This is a genomic window from Leeuwenhoekiella polynyae, from assembly GCF_004104075.1.
In the GTDB taxonomy this organism is placed as follows: domain Bacteria; phylum Bacteroidota; class Bacteroidia; order Flavobacteriales; family Flavobacteriaceae; genus Leeuwenhoekiella; species Leeuwenhoekiella polynyae.
This window is the reverse complement of the sequence record NZ_QOVK01000002.1, coordinates 193,587-216,363: the sequence shown is the minus strand read 5'-3', so window position 1 is coordinate 216,363 and position 22,777 is coordinate 193,587. Positions and strand designations below refer to the sequence as shown.

Here is a 22,777-nt window from a genome sequence, read left to right as displayed (position 1 = left end):
AACTAACTCACAAAAAAAAGAGGATGCGCCAACACCCTCTCTAACTCACAATTAATTATTTCCTACAACAATTAACAGTTTTCAAAATTATGAAAATAAAGCATTTAAAGATGAAGGCTTCGGTCATTTTAACCTTGTTTTGTGCCTTGCAGGTTTTTGCAATTAAGGGTAGTGCCCAAAAATTAAGTATCAATCTCGAAGGAGTCAACGTCGCTACGGTGATTGATCAAATCAAAAAGCAGAGCGATTACAAATTTTTTTATCGTGAAGATTTGCTTCAGGATGAATGGACAGTGTCTGTACAGACAACCAGTGCAGCTATTGATGATGTGCTCAAACAGCTTTTCGTTGATTTACCGGTGGATTACATCATCAAGAAAAAACAAATTATTCTAAAAGCTAAACCCGTACCCGGAGCAGATCAACAATCGAATACAGATTACGGTTCTTTAGAACAAAATGAGATTTACGGTATTGTAAATGATCCTTACGGGTATCCTTTAATGGGAGTAACAGTGTGGCGTAAAAGTACTCGCGGAGGTACAGTTACCGATGACGCAGGTAAATACCGGATACAGGCTGCAATAGGTGATACTTTAGTGTTCAATTTCCTGGGTTTTAAACAGGAGGAAAAACGTGTAGGTGATGAGAACGCTATCAATATAACCTTGCAGGAAGATGTAAACAGTCTGAGCGAAGTAACGGTTTTATCTACCGGTTACCAGAATATTCAAAAAGAACGCGCCACAGGTTCATTTTCAGTAATTAACGCTGAAGAATTAGAAAAAGTTCCTGTAAATAATGTGATGCATCAACTAGAGGGAAGAGTTGCCGGTTTACAGATAGACATTCTCGAGTCTGATAATACGTTTGTATACAGCAACCTTGTAGGTGAAACGGAAGGAAATACCAGTTACAAATATAGAATTCGTGGGCAGTCCACCTATCAGGGCAATGATAAACCACTTTTAGTTATTGACGGGGTTCCATCAGAACTGGATATCAAAAACCTGAATTCTAATGATATCGAAAAAATCACCTTCTTAAAAGATGCGGCTTCGGCCTCTATTTATGGTGCGCGGGCTGCTAACGGGGTAATTGTAATTGACACTAAAAAGGGTAAAGAGGGAGCTACACGTATTAGTTTTTCTCAAAACTATACCTTCTCCAGTAAGCCTTCACTCTCCAGTCTGCCTTTGATGAATTCAGATCAGGTGCTGGATCTTGAGCAGGAGTTTGTTGACAAGAATATCATTTTTGATCCACTGGCTGCAGGAAGTTTATTCAGTTCAGTGCCGGTAAGTGCAGGAGTTGAACTTTTACTACAAAACCAGCGTGGTACACTCAGCGATGCCGAGCTTGCAGATAAACTCTCGGTATTACGTGGGCGTAACAATTACAGTCAGATTGAAGACAACCTGCTTCAGGCTGCTTCTTCAACGAATTATAACCTTTCAATAAGCGGAGGACAGGAGAAGTATACGTATTTCACTTCGGCTTCTTATGCTAAAGAAGAAACGCAAAGTAAAGGGGTAGGCGGTAAACGTCTTACGTTAACGGCTAATCAGAATTTTGAGTTATTCGATTTTGCTAAAGTATCAACCAGTCTAAAGGGGTCGTTTTTTGACTATAATCAAAATGGCTTAGGCGTAAGTCCATTATCAGCATCAAGAACTACGTTTTTACCTTATGATCAGATAGTAGATGAAGCCGGAAATTCGGTAGATTATTCCCGAGCTTTTTACAGTGCAGATATACAAAATTTTGAGGAGGCGGGTTATTTACCCTGGACCTATAACTACCTGGATGAATTAGCCAATTCTAATAAGGGCATCAAGGAGCAGAATTATTCTGCTAATATTAGTGTAACCCTGCCTCTTTTTGATGGCTTATCAGCCATGGGGACTTATTTTATTGAGCGTTCCAATACAAAGCAAGATAATATTTATGGTGAAAACACCTATTACACCCGAGACCGAATCAATATGGCTACTTATCTTGATCCTACTACTCAGCAGCTAACGCGAGGTATTCCTCTGGGAGCAATCTATCAGAAAAACGATTATACTGAAGGTAGTCAAACCATGCGTGGCCAACTTAATTACAATAAGACTTTTGGCAAGCACGCGATAGATGCAATAGCAGGTATAGAATTACGTCAAATACGCACTGAAGTATCAGGCGGGGATCTTTTTGGTTATAATGAGCGTACCCAGCGGGCTATAGATTTGCCATCTACGACGTATACCAGTGTTTACGGCTTCAATAATAACATTAGCTATAATCAAACAGCGACCAATCAACGCCGTCGCTTTTTATCCTATTATGCAAATGCTGCATATACCTTTGATACCAAATATGTGGTATCAGGGAGTGTACGCTTAGATGATTACAACAATTTTGGAGTAGACAAAAGCTATAGACGCACGCCTTTATGGTCTACCGGTTTAAAATGGAATATTAGCCGTGAGGAATTCTTAAAAGACGTGGAGACTATTAATAACCTGAGTTTTAGAGCTACCTATGGTTTTAACGGAAACATCAGCCTTACCACGTTTCCTTTCACAAACATTTCTATTGCCGGTACAGACTATAATTTATCAAGGCTACCCTATGCGTTTATTGCAGCACCTGCGAACCCTGCCTTACGTTGGGAAAAAACAGGCGTGCTCAACTTTGGTCTCGATTTTGGTTTGTTTGACAACAGACTCAACGGAAGCGTTGAATATTATATTAAAAATAGTGATGACCTGATTCAGGACTTTCCGGTTTCTGAATTTTATGGATTACCTAATAATACCTTAACCCGGAACACGGCAACCTTACGCGGAGAAGGGGTAGATATTAACCTAAACGGCGAGTGGTTAAGAACTCCTGATTTCAGCATCAATTCAACCTTTGTTTTATCGTATAATAAAAATGAGGTAACAGATTCGCGTTATGAAAATTATTCTAGCTTCCTTAATGGTACAGGAAGTACACCACCAATTGTTAACTACCCACTTAACAGCATTTTTGCTTTTAGGTCTGCAGGTCTGGATGAGAATGGCTCTACCATTGTATATGACCGTAATGAAGAAATCGTTGATGCCTTCACCCCTTTAACTGAAATTGACGATATGCAGTATATGGGCACGAGAACGCCCCAATATTACGGAAGTTTTGCCACGACATTCACCTATAAGAAGTTGTCACTTTATGCGTTGGCTACCTATAAACTGGACTATGTTTTATTCAAACCCAGTTTTGGTAATTATGTCTCACGATACGGATCTTTTGAGGCATACGATTTGAACAGCGATATTGCAGACCGCTGGAGAGCCCCTGGTGATGAGGAGAATACTAATGTTCCCGGAGCACAGGGTCTTGGCGGATTTAGTCTAAGCCGTTACCTGTATAGCAGCGATAGAATTATAGATGGAGACCATATACGCCTGCGTGAAATTTCGCTAAGTTATGATTTCTCTGACTTGGTTGCTAACACCTTTTTACGTAATGCCTCTCTATCGCTTACTGCTCGTAATTTAGGTTTAATCTGGAGAGCAAATGACGATGATATAGACCCGGATTTCTTGCCGTTTACCAGTGGTAACCTTATACGTATACCACCCACTGCGATGTATTCAGTAGGCGTAAACCTTAATTTTTAATTTGATGATTATGAAAAAACATTCTTTATATATCCTGTTTCTCTTAATAAGTGTGGCTTTTGTAAGCTGCGATGATTATGTAGACATCAAAACCGAAGGCCGCCTGTATCCCGAGGAGACCGAAAATTACCGGTATCTTTTAAATCAGACTGCAATCTTTGATGCCTCTTACAGTTTGGTAGATGTAGCCTCTGATGATATCGGGATGAGAGAAAACTATTCAAGCTTTTTTGAAAATAATTATGGGACATCAGATTTTTACCGTCCTTTTAAAGAAACCTATAAATGGGGCGATTCCATTTATTATACAGGTGATACAGATAATGATCTTATCGTAATGTATGAAGGGCTTTATACAGCCAATGTAGTGATTACAGAAGTACTGACCAGCAATAATGGAACCGAAGCAGAAAAGGCCTCCCTACAGGCTGAAGCTTTGGTGCATAGAGCGTATGTCTTTCTGGATTTGGTAAATATTTTTGGAAAAGCTTATGACGCAGAAACCTCCGAAACAGATTTGGGAATTCCGATGTTTACAGAGCCTACGGTAACCGAAAATATAACCCGAGCCAGCGTTAAAGAAGTTTACGATCAGATTGTAAGTGATCTACAACAAGCTATTGCTGGTGGGCTTCCCGCTAAGCGTACCGGGATCGAGGTAGGTTTCCCATCATTAGCCAGTGCACACGCGTTACTTGCCCGTACGTATTTGTATATGGGACTTTATGCCGAAGCTCAGGCTGAGGCTGAAAGTGCTTTGAGTTTACAAAGCAGCTTACTAAATATGGAGGACTATATAGATACTCCGGATTCAGGCTGGCCAAGACGTATTGAAAACCCCGAATTGATCTTATCTAAAAAGAGCGTCAGTTCCTATGTTTATGCACCTTCCTTACTTACTTTAAATGATGAATTGCTAAATAGCTTTGAGGAAGAAGATTTACGCTATCAGTTATATACACGGCCTATAAGTGAAATGACTTATGATCAGGTTAGCGGCGGAAGGGCCTATTGTGTGGCACTTCTTACGGGAGAGACCCGTAATGCAGGACCTACCGTACCAGAACTGTTACTCATTAAGGCAGAAGGAGAAGCCCGTGCTGGCGATACTGACGCAGCTATGACCAGTATCAATACGCTACGTCAAGCGAGATTTAAGGCTGAAGATTATGTGCCACTTAATGCAGTAAATGCAGATGAAGCGTTGGTTAAAGTACTAGAAGAGCGACGTAAGGAGTTAATGGCAAAGGGTGGTTTCCGTTGGTTTGACCTTAAGCGACTTAATAAAGATCCGCGTTTTGCTAAAACCATTACGCATCGCTATGTTGATGAGATATACACCCTTGAACCCGGTGGAGATCGTTATCAGTTTCCTTTTGCTTCCAGCTTATTTCAATACGCACCTAACTTGGAACAAAACCCATAAGCTAGAACTATGAGATTATTCAATGTATTTAAAATAATACCGGTTTTTGCACTCCTTTTAATTAGCCTTGCCTTTACGGGTAACCTTTGGGGACAAGATCAGGAGGAAGTATTTAGTGTAGAACCCAGATTTCCCAAAGGGGGAGATCTGGTTACATTAAGCTATGATGCTTCACAAACACCTCTCAAAAACCGCGATAGCCTTACCGCTGTTGTTTATACCTATGCAGATTTTCAATGGAATGTTAAAGACTTAAATCTTGAGCAAACCAACGATAATAAATGGCAGGGACAACTGAAATTAGAGCCGGGTATTGCCCTTATAAACTGCGTGTTCTACGCAAAAGGTACATTTGACCGCGGTGGTGCAAATACCTATTCCTGGATGATCAATAATGCTCCCGGTTCGTATTCGGGCTGGGGAATTATGCGTAATCCAAATATCAATGAAGATTTTCCGCAACAATTAGACTCCCTGTCTTTTATTGAAGATCCTGTCACTTTAATGTGGCTTAATAATGAGATACGGGATAATCCTTCCAGCAGATCGCATATTTTTTATCCCGGTTTGCGTTTGCTGCAACGTACCAAAGCCGAAGATCAAACCGGACGCATCAAAGAAGAACTCAACTATATTTTGAGTCTTCCGGCGCTTGATTTAAAACAACAGTATGATGTGCAACGCAGTCTTGAATTAATCTCGCGAAATGAGACTTACGTTGATTCTGTAGAAAACGCGTTACTTTCCAAATACCCCGATGGTGTTCTTGCCAGGGATCGCGCAATCAAGAAACTATTCCGCGAAGCGGATCTTGACAAGCGTGTAAAGGCGTACAATGTTTTTCTAAAGCAATTTCCGGAAGAAAAATTTGAGGATATTAATACGACAACCGAAGAGCTTTACTACGATAAATTATACCGCAGTATAGCCTACACCTATATCGTAGAAAATAAGGATTATAGTTTTGTCTTTGATAATTTAAAAAGTGCATCATATACGAATCTGGTAGATTATGCCTGGCATTTAGTGAGTATCCCTTATACCAATGAGAGCATGTCGCCAGATAGCTTGCAGGTATTTGCAGAACGTATCTTTCCGGAGATTGAAAGTCGGGAACAGGAAGTTCCCAAAGCGTATCGTGGAAAACTTTCTCCAAACCAGTGGAAAGCGATGGCTTTAAAAGCAGCAGCTTCAGAATACCTCACTTATGCAAAGATTTTACACCAGCAAAGAGAATATAAGTGTGAGGCCTATTATTTAGATAAAATAGCAGCCTTATTGAAGTATGAGAATACGGAATACAATGCGCTATACACCCAGCTCCTGGTACGTGAGAACAAAATGGATGAAGCGGTAAGCTTTATTGCAGGTTGTTTAAGACACAACAATGCATCTCCCGAAATGCTCCAGGTTTTAAAGGAGGAATATCTCAAATCAGGGAAAGAAGTGTCTGGTTTTGACGAGTATGTAGCCAGTCTTAAAACCGGTGCCGAAAATCAGAAAGAGAAGGAGGCGCTATTGACCCAATTGATCAAAAAGCCAATCGAAGATTTTTCTTTGGAAAGTTCGTACGGAGGCATGGTTAATCTCAAAGATCAGCTGGGCAAAATCGTGGTGATCGATATGTGGGCAACTTGGTGTGCGCCTTGCAAAAAGGCGATGCCGGGGATGAAAATGGCCGTAGATCATTATGCTGATGATACAAATGTGAAGTTTTACTTTCTGGATACGCAGGAATATGTGAAGGATTACAAGACCAAAACAGTTTCTTTTATCGAGGAAAAAGAGTATCCCTTTGAGGTGCTATACGATGCGGTTAATCCGGAAAACGGCAAGCCCGAAATGGTTTACACAAAGTATGCAAAAGCATTTCAGTTTTCAGGAATTCCACAGAAAATGATCATAGATCAGGATGGTTATCTGAGGTGGCGCTCTACCGGATATGAAGGTAGTCCCAGTGCCTTAGCAGATGAGATCAAAACCCTGGTTGATTATTTGAAGGCTGAATCTAAATCCTAATGACTTTAAGGAGAATTCACATTATACTAGTGCTTTTAAGTTTAGGCACCGGACTTTCCTGGGGGCAAAGTTTATGGCAGGGTCAATACCACGCCAAACGTTTGCTCCTGGAGAAAAGTCAAAATCAAAATGCTAAAGATTCATTCTTTTTAAGCAGTCCGGAATATTATTACAACCGGCTTCCGCTTCAGCAAAACTATTTTGGTGATAGTCTGACCTTAAAAAATGAGGACTTTAATTTAGAATTGAAGATTGCTTCTCAATTAGACACTACGTTTATGGTCGTATTTTCTAATTATGAAGGAAAATACCCGATTCAATTTGATCGGGTAAATGCGTTGCAACCGCACAGCTATCCCCAACATCCCAAGGGAGACTTACCTTATGCGAGCACCGAACTTCTATTTAGCGGAAAAAAAACAGGTATTGACTATGGAGGGACTTTGGTAATACCAAATGATAAGGAGCATTATCCTTTGGCGATACTGCTTAATGGTACCGGCCGGCAAGACCGCAATTATACCTACAGTGGGCACCAGTTTTTTACAGTTTTGGCAGATGCTTTAGCCCGTAACGGAATCGCCTCCTTTCGAATGGACGACCGCGGAACGGGTAGCACTACCGGGAATTTTGAAACTGCCGGAATTAGTGATTTTACAGCTGATGCACGTGAAGCACTCGACTATTTAAAATCCCGTGAGGATATTGATAGCCGGTTTATAGGATTAATTGGTCATAGCGAAGGTGGAGTAGTGGCTTCCCGGCTCACTTCACAAAATAAGGATGTACGGTTTATGGTAAGCCTTTCGGGCGTAGGGGTTTCAGGGCTAAAAATCCTGGATTTACAAAACACAGCTATTTTAAAAGCTTCTAAAATGCCCGACAGTTTGGTCAACCTGCAAATGGATCTATACCGCGAGTTGTTTAAAACCGTCCATGATAATCAGGAACCTGACAGCCTTAAAACGGAATTGGAAAGCCAGGTAAAAAACTGGATACAAGATAAAAGTACGACAAGCCTTAACGCGTTGCAATTGACCGACGGTAGAGACCAGACCTTGATTTACCGCTTTTTTAACAGCGCAAAAACCAAAGCCTATAAAGAAATGATCCAGTATGACCCGAAAGACTATTTGCCCAAAATAGAGGTTCCAGTTCTTATCCTAAATGGAGATGCTGATATTTTTGTTCCGGCTTCTGAGAATGTAGCTTCCTTCAAAGAAAATCTGATTAATGCTCCTGTGGTGACTACCCATATTTATCCGGGACTGAACCATATGTATCAACATTGCACTACCTGCACTTCTCAGGAAATAAGTACGGTTGATGAGGTTTTTGCGCCGGAAGTTTTAGAAGATATTACGCAGTGGATTTGTGATATATACAGGGATTGTAATAAGTAATTGAAAATAAAAGCGGAAAATTTATAGGGTTTTTAGTTATAGTTTACGTCTAAACTATAGGAATCCATTGTACTCGATAATCGAGATTTAAATGCTTCGAGACTTGTCTTGTTCTAAAAATGAATTGTTCCATTTAATGCTTCGTGGACTTGCCCCGAAGTAGTTTACTCAAAAAACTATGTTATCGATGAGACTATTTATCACGGGTATCTTTTTTTTAATTGTTTCTCTTGCACAGGGTCAAATCTACGATCCGGTTTCTTTCAACCCCGCTGTTCAAAAAATAGACGACACCCATTATGCTTTACGTATTAATGCAAGCATAGAACCTGGCTGGCATTTATATTCTCAAAACGTACCAGAAGGCGGTCCTGTTCCTACTCATTTTGAATTCACTCCTAGTGACTCTTATGAACTCAACGGATCTGTTTCTGAACCAAAAGGCCATACGGTAAATGATCCTATCTTTGAGATGCGCATTACCTATTTCTCAGATTCTGCCGAATTCAAACAGGTTATAGAACGCAAAACAGCTGACGCTTTTACAATTATGGCCTCTATAGAGTTTATGGTGTGTAATGATGAAAGTTGTTTGCCTCCCACCGTAAAAGAGGTTGTTTTTAAACTAGAAGCGGCAGCGGCATCCGTTAAAAAGGTAGACGTAAAACCCGTGCAAAAAACTCCCGAAGCAGAAGGTAAACTGCAGACCGCTTCTAAAAATGAGGACGCTCTCAAGGAGGAACCTACCAAAGCTGAAATTGTTGATGCTCAAGAGCAAGATGATGTGGCAGTAAATGAACCAACTGAACAGCGTGATACTGATACAGTAGCTTTAAAAGAAAAAGGAGATCAGGCAGTTGAAAACCCTAATACAATTCTTACGAAAACTAAAGATGGCGTTGCAGAACAGGAAGCAGAAGCTGCAGATTCTCGTAATCTGGTGTCTATTTTTATCCTAAGTTTCTTAGGAGGTTTTGCTGCGTTGTTGACACCTTGTGTGTTCCCGATGATACCTATGACGGTGAGTTTTTTTACCAAACAAAGTAAAACCCGCGCCAGCGGTATTAAAAATACCTTGCTCTACGGGTTGTTTATTATTGTGATCTATGTGGTTTTAGGATCTGTTGTGGTCGGTATTTTTGGTGCAGATGCGCTCAATGCATTATCGACCAATGTTTGGTTCAATTTGATCTTTTTTGGATTACTTCTTGTTTTTGCTTTTTCGTTTTTGGGAGCTTTTGAAATTATGCTTCCCAGTTCCTGGGCAACCAAAATAGATTCACAGGCAGATCGCGGTGGTCTGGTAGGGATCTTTTTTATGGCATTGGCACTAGCCATCGTCTCCTTTTCCTGTACCGGCCCCATTGTAGGAACCTTATTGGTTGAGGCGGCTTCAAAAGGAGGGATTGCACCTATAGTTGGGATGCTGGGTTTCTCATCTGCAATTGCCTTGCCGTTTGCCTTGTTTGCCGCTTTTCCCGGTTGGTTAAACTCGTTGCCCAAATCTGGAGGTTGGCTCAATACGGTTAAAGTAGTTTTAGGATTTTTAGAGCTTGCTTTGGCCTTTAAATTTTTAAGCAATTCCGATTTGGTTCTTCAGTTGCATTTGTTAGAACGGGAGACCTTTTTAGCGGTTTGGATTGCCATTTTTGGAGGTTTGGTGTTGTATTTATTTGGTAAAATTACGCTACCGCACGATAGTCCTTTACCGCACATCTCGGTAGGCAGGCTGGGTTTGGGGCTTTTTGTTTTGGCTTTTGTGGTGTATATGATTCCGGGTCTTTGGGGAGCGCCCCTGCAATGGATCAGTGGTTTCCCACCACCCACGCAGTATAGCGAGTCTCCTTATGGTGTAGGGAATAGCAAAGGGGTTGCAGGCACTTCTATAGAGCTTCCTGATCATGCAGAATTGGGGCCTTTAGATCTTATTACGTTTAAAGATTATGAAGCTGGGATGGCCTATGCTAAAAAGGTAAACAAGCCGGTGATGCTCGATTTTACAGGATATGCCTGTGTAAACTGCCGCAAGATGGAAGAGCGGGTATGGCCAGAACCTCAGGTTCAGCAAGTGCTGCGGGATGATCTGGTACTGATTTCGCTTTATGTTGATGATAAAAAAGAGCTTCCTGAAGCGGAGCAATATGTTTCAGGAACTACAGGAAAGAAAATTAAGACGATAGGCAATAAGTGGAGTGATTTTCAGATCAAACATTATAAAGCGAATGCTCAGCCGTTTTATGTGCTGGTCGATAATGAAGGCAAAAACCTAAATCAGCCCACTGCTTATGATCCTGATATGGAATCGTATTTAAGTTGGTTGAAAGCGGGGGTAAATAATTACAGCAATTGATTTGTAATTTTGAGTGTGTTCTGGTTAAGGTGAACTGAATAGAAAGTTTTTTCACCAAACGCTTTATCTATATCTCGCAATTTTTAGGTTTTGTTTTCCTTAAAATGATATAGGTCCAAAAATCAATACCTTTCTTTGAGTGATTTGCTAACACCCTACTTCCTTCTTTGCTTTACTTCTGCAATCAGCGTTTTTTGTCTACGAGGATTTAGTTTTTAAAACTCCTCAATGTCATATGGTAGAAGGCTAAGGTTTGGCTGCTTAGGTGCAGAGGGCGTGATTGTATTTGCTTTTAATTCGTTCAGCAGCAACTAAAAAAAATGATTTAGCGTGAATTTTTGTTTATTCTTAACGCTAGTGTAACAGGAGCATCTTTTCTTAGTTTATTTTTTATAGTTAATACTTGAATATTAATAAAAAGGGGCTTTCTTCTAACTAGAAAAAAGCCCCTTTTAAAGTTCAAAAATGCAGATTAATTAAAGCCTAGTTCCTCTAAACCTTTGTGACTTATTTTAATAGCTTCTAATGGAGTGTGATTAAAGGTTTGATCTTGCTCTACGAAATAGTATTGCATTCCAGACTTTTCTTTTTCTGCAAGTATTCGAGCAAAATCAATGGAGCCTTGTCCTACAGGAGCAAACCGTCCTTCGTTATCCATATCTTTTACATGCCAGAGCTTAAATCTTCCCGGGTACTTTTCAAAATAAGCAACTGGATCTGCACCAGCTTTAGTTACCCAGTATAAATCCATCTGAAAGTTTACAAGCTCTGGATCTGTATTTTCTAATAAGTAGTCAATTAAAGGGACTCCATCTTCTCCTTTTTTAAACTCAAAATCATGATTATGATAAACTAGTTTTAAACCGGCTTCATCACATTTTTTACCTAAAGTACTTAATATGTCCGCCAGTTTTTCAGGAGTGCCGTCCATACCCATTGTCATAGATTCAGCATTAAACGTGAACATGCCCATAGGAGGAACAGGTATTACAAAATATTCAAATCCTGCGGCTTTTACATCAGCTATCATTTTATCAGCATTTTCTAGTGTAACTGAACCTTGATGTGTGCTTACCGGGTGTAAATTAATCCCTTCAGCAAAGGATTTAAAATCAGCCGGAGTCATCTTGTAAAAAAGGCCATTGTCATATCCTGCAGCTTCAATATTTAAGTAACCATCAGTCGCTACAGTTTTTAATGTGCCTTTAGCGTCTTCAGCCATCGCATCGCGCAAGGTGTATAGTGCAAGTCCACCAAAGCTAGCTGATTCACTAATAGTGTCCTGAGTAGCTTCTCCTGTAGTTTTGGAATCTTTTTTCTTTTGATCTCCACAAGAAAAAAGTAAAGCAGAAGCTATAAATGCACCTACAAATTTTAAACTTCTAATTTTTAAAAGAGGGGTTTTCATGAGTGTGTGTTTAGTTAATTGTTTAAAAATAAGTTTTTCCTAGTAGCTTAGATTTTGATTTAATGAATTTTAATATTCAAATTTTATTGAATTTAAAAAAATCTGCCAAAAAATTAAAGAATTATAAAATGATATGAATTGACAATTATCTTGGAGCAATGCAATTACTTGATTAGATTTGCGGGCTTTAAGGGATATTAACTCAGTTGGTTCAGAGTGTCACGTCGACAACGTGGAAGTCACTGGTTCGAATCCAGTATATCCCACAAAACCGCTTTTCAATCGAAAAGCGGTTTTTGTTTATACAGCTTGATCTGAAGGTTTTTTAAAATATACCTGATATCGGGTATTTCATAGCTTGTCTTTCAGCTCTATATTGCAATTGAAATCGAAATTCATTGTCAAGGGTGAGGGTTTGATTTTAGTAAATTCGTGAGAATTTAGATTTTTGTTAAAATGGGCTTATAAAGAATTAGGGGCTTTATAGGCTCATTTCTAGTTTATACCGTTAGCATGTCTAAAATTCCTTCCAGACGCATGCCTCTAGATCCTTTAATTAAGATAGTTGCTTCTTGCATTAGTGATTCCTTAATGTTTTGAGGAAAACCATTTTCCTGAAGTGTTTTAAGATTTTTAAACTGGTAGTTAGGGGTTGAAGTATTTTTAAAGTTTTCGCCCAGAAACACTATATTTTCCAGTCCTAGCTCAGCTGTTAAATCTGCAATTTTCTGATGCTCCACTGCAGCAGTTTGCCCAAGCTCAAACATATCTCCCAGAAAGGCGATTTTATATTTGCCTTCAAGATTAGCAAAATTCAATACTGCAGCTTCCATGCTTGTTGGATTTGCATTGTAGGCATCAAGAATAATTGTTAGATGATTTTTTTTTATGATTTGCGACCGGTTGTTAGAGGGTATGTAGCTTTCTAAAGCATCAATAATCTGATCATCACCTACTTTAAAAAAAACACCTATAGTGGCTGCCGCGGCAAGGTTTACTGCGTTGTATTGACCAATAAGTTGACTTTTTACATCTTGATAGTTAAACCGAATTTTTGCGAAAGGTTGAGCGCGTTGATATTCTATCTTAACATCGGCGTCTGCTGTAGCGCTAAAAGTAAATGTGTGAGTCGAGCCAATCTTTTTTTCCTGAATAGCGTCGTCTGTGTTTAGAAACAAGGAACCTTTGTGGTCTATTAAATAATTGTACAATTCGCTTTTTCCTTTGATCACTCCTTCAACACTACCGAAGCCTTCTAAATGGGCTTTACCGAAGTTTGTGATGTAGCCAAAATCTGGTGCAGCAATTGCAGCTAACTCGGCAATTTCGCCTATATGATTGGCGCCCATCTCTACGATACCAAGCTCTGTTGTTGAGTTCATCGCTAGCAAGGTAAGCGGAACACCAATATGGTTATTGAGATTCCTTAGGGTTGCGACAGTCTTAAATTTTTTAGATAAAACAGCATTAATTAATTCTTTTGTAGTTGTTTTTCCGTTACTACCGGTTAATGCGATTATTGGGATATCTAAAAATTTTCGATGTGTATAGGCGAGATTTTGAAGTGCTTTTAAAACATCTTCAACCAGAATTATGCGTTTTTCTGTTTGATAGATTTCCTCATCAACTACAGCGTAAGAAGCACCAAGATTTAAGGCCTCTGAAGCATATTCATTGCCATTGAAATTATCTCCTTTTAACGCGAAAAAAATAGCATTAGGCTCGATCTTGCGGGTATCTGTGGTTACCCCTTTGCTTTTTAAAAACAGTGCGTGTAGGTCTTGAATAGTCATAGTTACAAGGAATAAAAAAACGCCCGAAGCTGAATGCTAAGGGCGTTTCAATATTATAAAATATTCTCGTTAGTTGCGAGGAGTTTTGTTTTTTGTAGATTTAGAACCTACGCGAGACATGGCATTTCTAAAACCAATATCGTCAGTAGCCATAGTTTGAGGTAAGTATCTGCGCTGTGCAGGATCTAACCAATATTCGCGATCTCTCCAAGAACCACCTTTATATACGCGCACTTCGTCGTCTATAAGTGTTGTGCGGTCGTTTTGCTTATCATATTCTTTGTTTAAGCCGTTTTCTCCGGCAGAGATTTTATTGATCGGTGAATCATACATACGATCATTAGGATTGTCAGTATCTGAAAAGCTCTGATAATATCTGGAAGATTGCTTGTCACCATCTCTAAAGTTACGGTTGTCGCTTTCTGAGAATTGTGTTCTTAAATAGGTTTCTTCCTCATCAACCGCTACTTGTAAAATCTCACCTGGTAGATTGCGAGCAACTATTTTTCCGTTTTCTAAAGTATCATAAACAATATCTTCTGTAGTCAATACTTTTACAGTACCATCTTCATTAATTGCGTTTTTAGTATATACGTTACCTCTGTAGTAGTTGAAGTCGTTAAACTCATCGTCTACAATCGGTCTGTATACATCAGCAACCCATTCTGAAACGTTACCAGCCATATCGTATAAACCATAATCGTTAGGCTCGTAAGATTTGATCTCTGCAGTAATGTCTGCGTTGTCATCGGACCAACCGGCAATACCGCCATAATCACCATCACCTTGCTTAAAGTTTGCCAATTGATCACCACGTGTCTTTCTGTTTCCAGAACGGGTGTAAGCACCATCCCAAGGATATTTTTTTCTTCCGCGATATACGTTGTATTCTCTAAGTCCTACTAATCCTAAAGCAGCATATTCCCATTCTGCTTCGGTAGGTAGACGGTATTTTGTAGTAGAAATAATACCGTCTTTCATCTGTACATAGATGTCTTTAGCTTCTGGATTTCCTCCTGGATTGTTAGGATTAGGTCTTGGGGTGTTATTTTTTTCTCTTTGTTGTGAGGCTCTACCACCGCGTATGACATCATCCTGACCTCCATAAGTAAGGCTGGGAGCCTGTAAATAAGTATCTGTGTCAAAAGTAGACTGAGCATCTACATTGTATTTTGCGCCTTTTTGAGTGTAACCTTCTTCTTCAAGAACAAATTCATTATAGCGGTTTGTTCTCCATGTGCTAAACTCTACAGCCTGAATCCAACTTACTCCTACCACAGGGTAACGAGCATAAGCTGGATGACGCAGGTAATTTTCAGTCATTGTTTCGTTAAAACCTAGACGGTTTCTCCATACTAATGTGTCTGGCAGTGCACCGTAATATATGTTTCTGTAGTTTGCTTCTTCGGGAGGGAATACTCGTTTGAGGTAGTCTAAGTATTCTAAATACATAAGGTTTGTAACCTCTGTCTCGTCCATATAAAAAGACTGCACGTGTTGCTGGGTAGGTGTATTGTTCCAATCGTGCATTACATCATCCTGAACGCGACCCATTGTAAAGGTTCCACCTTCAATAAATATTAGACCGGGAGCTGCTTCTTGCTCTTTGTAATCTGTATTAGCCTGAAAACCTCCATCTCTGTCATTAATGCTCCAGCCTGTAGCTCGAGAGCTGTTCTTGTAGTCTTTGCCGTTGCGACCACAGCTTACCAATAGCATTGTTGAGAGGCTGAAAGCAAGCGTTTTAAACACTAGATTCCTGTTCATAGGTATAAATTCTTAAGAAGATTTGGGACTGCAATATACTATAAAGAGCCCAATTTGCAACAAAATAATAACTTTTGCAACTTGTTAATCCTGTTGATTCAGGAGGTTACACGGTTTTTAAACGAAACTCAATTCGCTTTAGTATACCTGTCTGATTTAAAAGCTTTATGTTAGTTTTAATTTCTAATCTTGATTAAAGGAGATTTTCTGCAGAATGAAACATTTATTGGTCTTTATTTTTTCAATCTTTAATTTGTTTCTCCTTGTGGCGCAACAGAAACAGTTTGCGGTGAGCTGGAGTGAAAACGTGAATGTTTCTACCATTGAGCAGCCTTTACTCGTGCCCGGTTTTGAAGAAGCAAACTTTAGCTATTCCCCGGTTACCGGAATTCGATATTTAAATAGGTGGAAGGCTGAAGGAGCTATAGATCTAAATTCCGTGAGGCTGCAAGATATAGTTTATGAGCGTGTAAATTCTCAAACGCTTTTAAGTCTGAAGTCAGAATTAATACCTGAAGCACACAAGCTGAAAACCAGGAACTCAAATGCCCGCGGAATGGGTTTCTTTGAATTTAGTTTTTCACCAATTATAAAATCTGATGGTGTTGTAAAACGTGTCACTTCATTTACAATTTCTTACAGTACAGCCCAAACCTTTAGGATAAATCAATCGAAATCTCCAGTGCTTTCAAATTCAATTTTTGAATCAGGAAGGTTTTATAAATTTTATGTGGATACCACTGGGGTTTTTAAAATTGATCGTGATTTTTTGCGTGATCTTGGGATGGAGGTCAATGCTATAAATCCACAAAATTTAAAAATATATGGTGATGGTGGGGCAATGTTACCGCTATTAAATGGGGATAATACCGTTTTTGATCCCCAGGAAAATGCAATAAAAGTAGTAGGTGGGGAAGACGGTAGTTTTGATTCTGAAGACTTCATACTATTGTATGGTGAAGGTACACTGCAATTTAACGCAGAGAGTTTGACACATGTTAACGCGTACGATGATAAGTCTTATTATTTTATTACGGCAGATGGTGGTGCTGGTTTGCGTGTTCAGAATATGCAGCAACCCGATGCTCCCGCTACACAGGTTATCACGACTTATGATACCTATCAATTTCACGAGTTCGATCGGGAGAATTTACTCAATCTGGGACGGCGTTGGTTTGGTGAGCATTTTGATATTGAAAATGAACAGGAATTTGTTTTTGAATTTCCCAACCGTGTTGCAGATGAGCCAGTTTCATTGCGTATTTATGTAGCGGCTATTTCAGAATCGCAGACTTCTTTTGCGGTCCGGTTGAATGGTGTGTCTGTAGCAAATCTGAGTCTTTTGCCTATTGATGAATCGATTTTGGCACGAGATGCTTCTTATGACAGCTTCTATAGAAGTGCGTCCAGCCCTGCTGTAACTACTTCTGGAGATCAGCTCACGGTCTCGCTCAATTATAATAATAATGGAAATCCTTCAAGTGTGGGATATTTAGATTTTATAGCACTTGGAGCAACCTGCAGGCTTTCGGGTTATGGTAGTCAATTTGGTTTCTCTAATGCAGAAGCTGCTACAGTTTCCGGGGTAGGAGTGTATCAATTCTCAAATGCCGCAGAATTTTCAGAAGTATGGGATGTTACAGCTAGAAGCGCTATTGCTTCGGTGGCTAATGAAAACAACTCCGCAGATTTTTCATTCAAAGCACAGTTAGGAGCAGAAAGAAAGTATGTCGCTGTAAATCCTAATGATTTTTATATTCCGAAGCGAGAAAATGGAAATGCTTTAGTTGCAAATCAAAATATTAAAGGAAGCATTTTTCAGAAAAACGGAAGCTTTCAAGATGTAGATTATCTGATCGTTACTTCAGCTGCATTGCGATCTCAGGCACAACGTTTGGCTGATCATAACAGAACCTATCGCGGACTTCGGGTTCGGGTTGTAACGCTTAACGAGATTTACAATGAGTTTAGTTCTGGTAAGCAAGATATTGGTGCTATTCGAAATCTAGTACGCTATGTTTATGAGAATGCATCTTCATCAGAAAACCGTCTGAAATATTTGTGCCTGCTGGGAGATGCTTCTTTTGATTATAAAGACCGTGTGGCTGGCAACAATAATATTGTGCCCACCTTCAATACTTATTATAGTTTTTCGCAGTCTCAATCGTATATGAGTGATGATTATTTTGGTTCTTTAGATGCAGCAGAAGGAATTATAGAGAATAACAGTCCGGCTGGTAGCGGAGGTTCTGATCGCCTTGATGTTGCAGTGGGTAGAATCCTTGCTGATACGCCTCAACTTGCTGATCAGGTGATTTCAAAAATTATAAATTATGATAGTCAGGCATCGCTGGGTCGGTGGCATAATGATTTTGTTTTAGTATCAGATGACGTAGATCTTCTATGGGAGTTTACAGAATTAGAATCTACTATTGATGCGCTTGGGGATCAAATTCAGGAAGAGAAGCCCTTTATAAATGTCAAGAAAATACATAGTGACAGTTATCAGCAACAGTCCTCTGCAGGTGGTGATCGGTACCCTGAAGTTAATGAAGCGATCATAACTGCGCTTGAAGCAGGCTCTCTGGTGATGACTTATTTGGGACACGGAGGCGAAAACACATTAGCTTCAGAATTTATTTTCACACGTGAAAATGCCCGAAATCTAAATAATAAAGACAAACTGCCGGTGATTGTGACGGTTACCTGTGAGTTTACTCGTTTTGATAATCCTAACCGTACAGCTGCGGGAGAAGAATTGTTATGGAATGCTAACGGAGGTGCAGTTGGTCTGGTGGCGACAACACGTGAAATTTCGGTGAGATTGGGAGTGAATTTTAATAGGCAATTGGCATCCAATCTTTTTTCCTTCGGAACAAATGAAATAAAAAGTGTCGCAGAAAACCTCAGAGAAACAAAAAATCAAATCAACGATGATAATCGCCGGGTTATCTTTTTTATAGGGGATCCTGCGATGAAGCTGGCGTTTGCAGATCCCGATATCCGATTGACAGCTATTAATGATATACCTATAACGCAACAAGTAGATACATTAAAGGCTTTAAGCCGAATTAAAATGAGTGGTGAAGTTGTTGGTCTAAATGGCCAGCGCATATCGGGTTATAACGGAGAACTTTCTGCGACGGTCTATGACAAATATATTGAGCGGCAAACGCTGGGTAATGATGGTACGACAGATGCTAACGGAAATTTGTTAATTCTAAACTTTAAAGCGTTAGGTGCAATCTTGTATCGAGGTAAGGCTAGTGTTAAAAATGGTGTTTTTGATTTTGAATTTGTTGTTCCGAAAGATGCTGCGATTCCGTTGGGGACCGGTAGAGTAAATTTTTACAGTAAACGAACAGGAGTTGTTGAGGATCAAGCGGGAGCTAACGAGCAGGTAATAGTGGGTGGTTTGAATGAAAATGCGCCTGATGATAATGAAGGGCCGCTGATCAATTTGTATATGAATGATGAGAATTTTGTGAATGGAGGGGTGACCAATACGTCGCCTACACTTCTCATAAAACTAGAAGATGAAAACGGAATCAATACAGCAGGTGGAATAGGACATGACTTGATCGCGATTATAGATGGAGATGAAGAAAACCCCATTATTCTCAATGAATTTTATGAGAGCGATGTCGATAATTTTAACTTGGGAAGGGCTTTACGAACGTTGCGCGATCTGGAGCCCGGTTTGCACACCGTGACTGTAATTGCCTGGGATACGTATAATAATTCTTCTACTGCAGATCTTCAATTTGTAGTCGCAGGTGATGAAGAATTAAAATTGGAGCACGTGCTTAATTATCCCAATCCATTTGTGAATTATACCGAGTTTTGGTTCAATCACAACCGTCCTTACGAGCCATTAGAAGTTCAAGTTCAGATTTTTACTGTGACAGGTAAAGTAGTAAAGACCATAAATCAGTTGGTTACAACTACCGGTTTTTTATCTCGTGAGATCACTTGGGATGGTCTTGATGATTTTGGTCAAAAAATAGGAAAAGGCGTTTATGTATATAAGATTACCGTGAAATCTACGTTAACGAATAAGAAAGTTGAAAAGTTTGAGAAATTAGTCATTCTGTAGGCTTTTAATTTATATTTGTCAAAAGACGCTTCTTTAATGAAAAAAACGTTACTCTTTTTATTTTGTTTTATTTCTCTTCAGCAATTACAAGCTCAGGAAGTTGAAGGTCGCCCTATAACTACAGGTGTTCCTTTTCTAAGTATTGCGGCTGATGCACGTGCGGCGGGTTTAGGCGATCAAGGGGTAGCAACTAGTCCTGATGCGTATTCTCAACAGTGGAATCCGGCTAAATATGCATTTATTGAGCAGCAGCAAGGAGTAGGGTTCAATTACACGCCATATTTAAGTCAGATAGTAGATGATATATTCTTAGGTCAGGTAACCTATTATAATCGTATTAATGAGCGTAGCGCCTTTGGAGGAAGTCTGCGTTATTTCAGTCTTGGTGATATAGAATCTATACAGAGCAGCAATCCTTCACAAGCAGAATTAGAAAACCCGTTGATTTTAAGTCCGAATGAATTCACACTTGATTTATCGTACGCATTAAAATTGAGTGATCGTTTTTCTATGGCAGTTGCCGGAAGGTATTTACGCAGTAATTTAAAACTTCAGATTAATGATGAAGATGCAAGTGCAGCAGGATCTGTAGGTGTTGATATTGCAGGGTATTATCAGTCTGAAGAGATTACTTATAACGATTTTAATGGTCGCTGGCGGGGAGGTTTTAATATTTCAAACATTGGTCCGAAAATTAAATATGACGAAGCCGGACAAGAAAATTTTATTCCTACCAATCTGCGTATAGGTGGTGGTTTCGATTTTATTTTAGATGCCTATAATGTCGTTGCTGTGGGACTTGAATTTAATAAATTACTGGTGCCATCACCTCAAGATTTTAATGGAGACGGTGTGATTGATGGTTCTGATAGTGAGGAATATAATAACATTGGTTTCTTTGAAGGGATGTTTCAGTCCTTTGGCGATGCACCCAACGGTTTTGGTGAAGAGCTAAAAGAGGTAACTTGGTCTTTAGGTGCAGAATATAAATATGATGATGTGTTTGCTTTTAGAGCAGGATATTTTAATGAGAGTGATTTAAAGGGTGCCCGTAAGTTCGCAACCCTTGGTTTAGGGTTTAAATATACGGCTATAGATATTGATGTTTCCTATTTGTTTTCTACAACACAAGTGCGTAACCCATTAGAGAATACACTGCGTTTTGGGATCACATTTAGTTTTGGTGACGAGTATACAGAATACTAATTCTCTATGAAAAAAATAAGAATTGAATCTGAGCTAGAGGCTTATGATGATCTAAAAGAGTTGCCTAAGGATGTTCAGGATTTGATGCGTGCAGCTTTTGAGGCTCGTGATGCAGCGTATGCTCCGTATTCAAAATTTCACGTAGGTGCTGCAATTCAGCTTGAAAATGGTATCGTGGTAAAAGGGAGTAATCAAGAAAATGCAGCTTATCCATCCGGTCTTTGTGCAGAACGTACCGCGATTTATTATGCCGGCGCAAATCATGCAGATCAAAAAATAAATACGATGGCTATTTCGGCTAAAGCTCAAAATAAAGAAACGTTAACTCCTATACCGCCTTGTGGGGCTTGCAGACAGGCTATCGCAGAGTATGAGGTTAAACAAGATCAACCGATTGTGATTTATTTTATGGGAGAGCGTGGGGCGGTTTTTAAAAGTGACTCCTTGCGTAACTTACTTCCCTTTATATTTACTCACGAGTATTTATAGAAAACATTTTTTTTAGAATTTAATCAGCAATTTTTTGCGTTTGTAAAATGCTGCTTGCTACAGCTCAATTTTTTTAGCAAAGACTTTCACGCTTCGTCTTGAATATACTATTTTTGTTCTTCGTCTAAAAAGACGGCTTGGTGTATAGATAAATCTATAATTTAAATGAAAGAAATCACAAAAGAGGTATACCTGAACTGGTATGAAGAAATGTCCTTCTGGCGCAAGTTTGAAGATAAACTGGCACAGGTTTATATTCAGCAAAAAGTAAGAGGATTTTTGCATTTGTATAATGGTCAAGAGGCTATTCTTGCAGGAGCCCTTCACGCGATGGATCTTACAAAGGATAAAATGATCACCGCTTACCGTAATCACGTGCAGCCAATAGGTATGGGAGAAGATCCTAAACGCGTAATGGCAGAGCTTTATGGTAAAAAAACCGGTACTTCTATGGGATTGGGTGGTTCTATGCACATCTTTTCTAAAGAGCACCGTTTTTACGGAGGTCACGGTATCGTAGGAGGTCAGATTCCTCTAGGTGCTGGTTTAGCCTTTGGTGACAAATACTTTAAGCGAGATGCAGTTACCTTAACGTTTTTTGGTGATGGTGCTGCGCGTCAAGGTTCTTTACACGAGACTTTTAATATGGCGATGAACTGGAAACTTCCTGTTGTTTTTTGTGTAGAAAATAACGGTTACGCGATGGGAACTTCAGTAAAACGTACTGCTAACCATGAAGATATTTGGAAGTTAGGCTTAGGTTATGAGATGCCTTGTGGCCCTGTAGATGCGATGAACCCAGTTGCAGTTGCAGAAGCTTTTGATGAAGCAATTGCACGCGCACGTCGTGGAGATGGTCCTACATTTTTAGAGTTAAAAACATACCGATACAGAGGTCATTCTATGAGTGATGCTCAAAAGTATCGTACCAAAGATGAAGTAGCAGAATATCAGAAAATTGATCCGATTACTCAGGTTAAAGATATTTTGTTAGAAAAGAAATTTGCTACAGAAGAAGAATTAAAAGAAATAGACAAGCGCGTTAAAAAGCGAGTTGCTGAGTGCGAAAAATTTGCAGATGAGAGTGATTTCCCTGATAAAGAAATTATGTATGACGTAGTTTACGAGCAGGAAGACTATCCATTTTTAGCACATAAACCAGAATAAATT

The 22,777-nt window shown here is 39.5% G+C and carries 12 protein-coding genes and 1 tRNA gene; 10 read left to right on the top strand and 3 right to left on the bottom strand.

Annotated elements, in window-relative coordinates; all coding sequences use genetic code 11:
* The first annotated feature begins 89 nt into the window (after nucleotides 1-89).
* The 5 genes from DSM02_RS04035 (at nucleotide 90) to DSM02_RS04015 (ending at nucleotide 10,848) form a co-directional block, all read left to right on the top strand.
* Complete coding sequence (locus DSM02_RS04035) at nucleotides 90-3,650, top strand: SusC/RagA family TonB-linked outer membrane protein (RefSeq protein WP_240673978.1); 3,561 nt, start codon at nucleotides 90-92, stop codon at nucleotides 3,648-3,650.
* A gap of 10 nt (nucleotides 3,651-3,660) precedes the next feature.
* Nucleotides 3,661-5,076: a RagB/SusD family nutrient uptake outer membrane protein gene (locus DSM02_RS04030; protein WP_240673977.1), complete on the top strand. Its 1,416-nt coding sequence runs from the start codon at nucleotides 3,661-3,663 to the stop codon at nucleotides 5,074-5,076.
* A gap of 9 nt (nucleotides 5,077-5,085) precedes the next feature.
* Nucleotides 5,086-7,095 carry a TlpA family protein disulfide reductase gene (locus DSM02_RS04025; protein ID WP_128764459.1) on the top strand — a complete coding sequence of 670 codons (2,010 nt, stop codon included), beginning with the start codon at nucleotides 5,086-5,088 and terminating at the stop codon, nucleotides 7,093-7,095.
* Nucleotides 7,095-8,498, top strand: coding sequence for an alpha/beta hydrolase family protein (locus tag DSM02_RS04020; protein ID WP_128764458.1), 1,404 nt, complete (start codon nucleotides 7,095-7,097; stop codon nucleotides 8,496-8,498). Before DSM02_RS04025 ends, DSM02_RS04020 begins: the two co-directional genes overlap by 1 nt.
* Nucleotides 8,499-8,685: 187 nt before the next feature.
* Entirely contained in the window at nucleotides 8,686-10,848 is a 2,163-nt protein-coding gene (locus tag DSM02_RS04015; protein WP_128764457.1) for a protein-disulfide reductase DsbD family protein, read from the top strand.
* A 472-nt stretch (nucleotides 10,849-11,320) separates the two neighbouring features.
* On the opposite strand, the gene DSM02_RS04010 is transcribed toward DSM02_RS04015, so the two are convergent.
* Nucleotides 11,321-12,256, bottom strand: coding sequence for a sugar phosphate isomerase/epimerase family protein (locus tag DSM02_RS04010; RefSeq protein ID WP_128764456.1), 936 nt, complete (start codon nucleotides 12,254-12,256; stop codon nucleotides 11,321-11,323).
* A gap of 191 nt (nucleotides 12,257-12,447) precedes the next feature.
* Between DSM02_RS04010 and DSM02_RS04005 the strand changes: the two genes are divergently transcribed.
* A tRNA-Val gene (locus tag DSM02_RS04005) sits at nucleotides 12,448-12,522 on the top strand.
* 234 nt (nucleotides 12,523-12,756) lie between these two features.
* Here DSM02_RS04005 and DSM02_RS04000 read toward each other — a convergent pair.
* Nucleotides 12,757-14,049, bottom strand: coding sequence for a UDP-N-acetylmuramoyl-tripeptide--D-alanyl-D-alanine ligase (locus DSM02_RS04000; protein ID WP_128764455.1), 1,293 nt, complete (start codon nucleotides 14,047-14,049; stop codon nucleotides 12,757-12,759).
* 69 nt (nucleotides 14,050-14,118) lie between these two features.
* Nucleotides 14,119-15,816: a gliding motility lipoprotein GldJ gene (gene gldJ, locus DSM02_RS03995; RefSeq protein ID WP_128764454.1), complete on the bottom strand. Its 1,698-nt coding sequence runs from the start codon at nucleotides 15,814-15,816 to the stop codon at nucleotides 14,119-14,121.
* 214 nt (nucleotides 15,817-16,030) lie between these two features.
* On the opposite strand from gldJ, the gene porU reads away from it, so the two are divergent.
* From porU to pdhA, 4 genes are all read left to right on the top strand, one after another.
* Nucleotides 16,031-19,912, top strand: a complete 3,882-nt coding sequence (porU, locus tag DSM02_RS03990) for a type IX secretion system sortase PorU (RefSeq protein ID WP_128764453.1) — start codon at nucleotides 16,031-16,033, stop codon at nucleotides 19,910-19,912.
* A 36-nt stretch (nucleotides 19,913-19,948) separates the two neighbouring features.
* Complete coding sequence (gene porV / locus DSM02_RS03985; RefSeq protein WP_128764452.1) at nucleotides 19,949-21,118, top strand: type IX secretion system outer membrane channel protein PorV; 1,170 nt, start codon at nucleotides 19,949-19,951, stop codon at nucleotides 21,116-21,118.
* A 6-nt stretch (nucleotides 21,119-21,124) separates the two neighbouring features.
* Complete coding sequence (gene cdd, locus DSM02_RS03980; protein ID WP_128764451.1) at nucleotides 21,125-21,607, top strand: cytidine deaminase; 483 nt, start codon at nucleotides 21,125-21,127, stop codon at nucleotides 21,605-21,607.
* A 165-nt stretch (nucleotides 21,608-21,772) separates the two neighbouring features.
* A complete protein-coding gene (pdhA, locus tag DSM02_RS03975) occupies nucleotides 21,773-22,774 on the top strand; it encodes a pyruvate dehydrogenase (acetyl-transferring) E1 component subunit alpha (protein WP_128764450.1) in 1,002 nt (333 codons plus the stop codon).
* Nucleotides 22,775-22,777 lie beyond the last annotated feature (3 nt).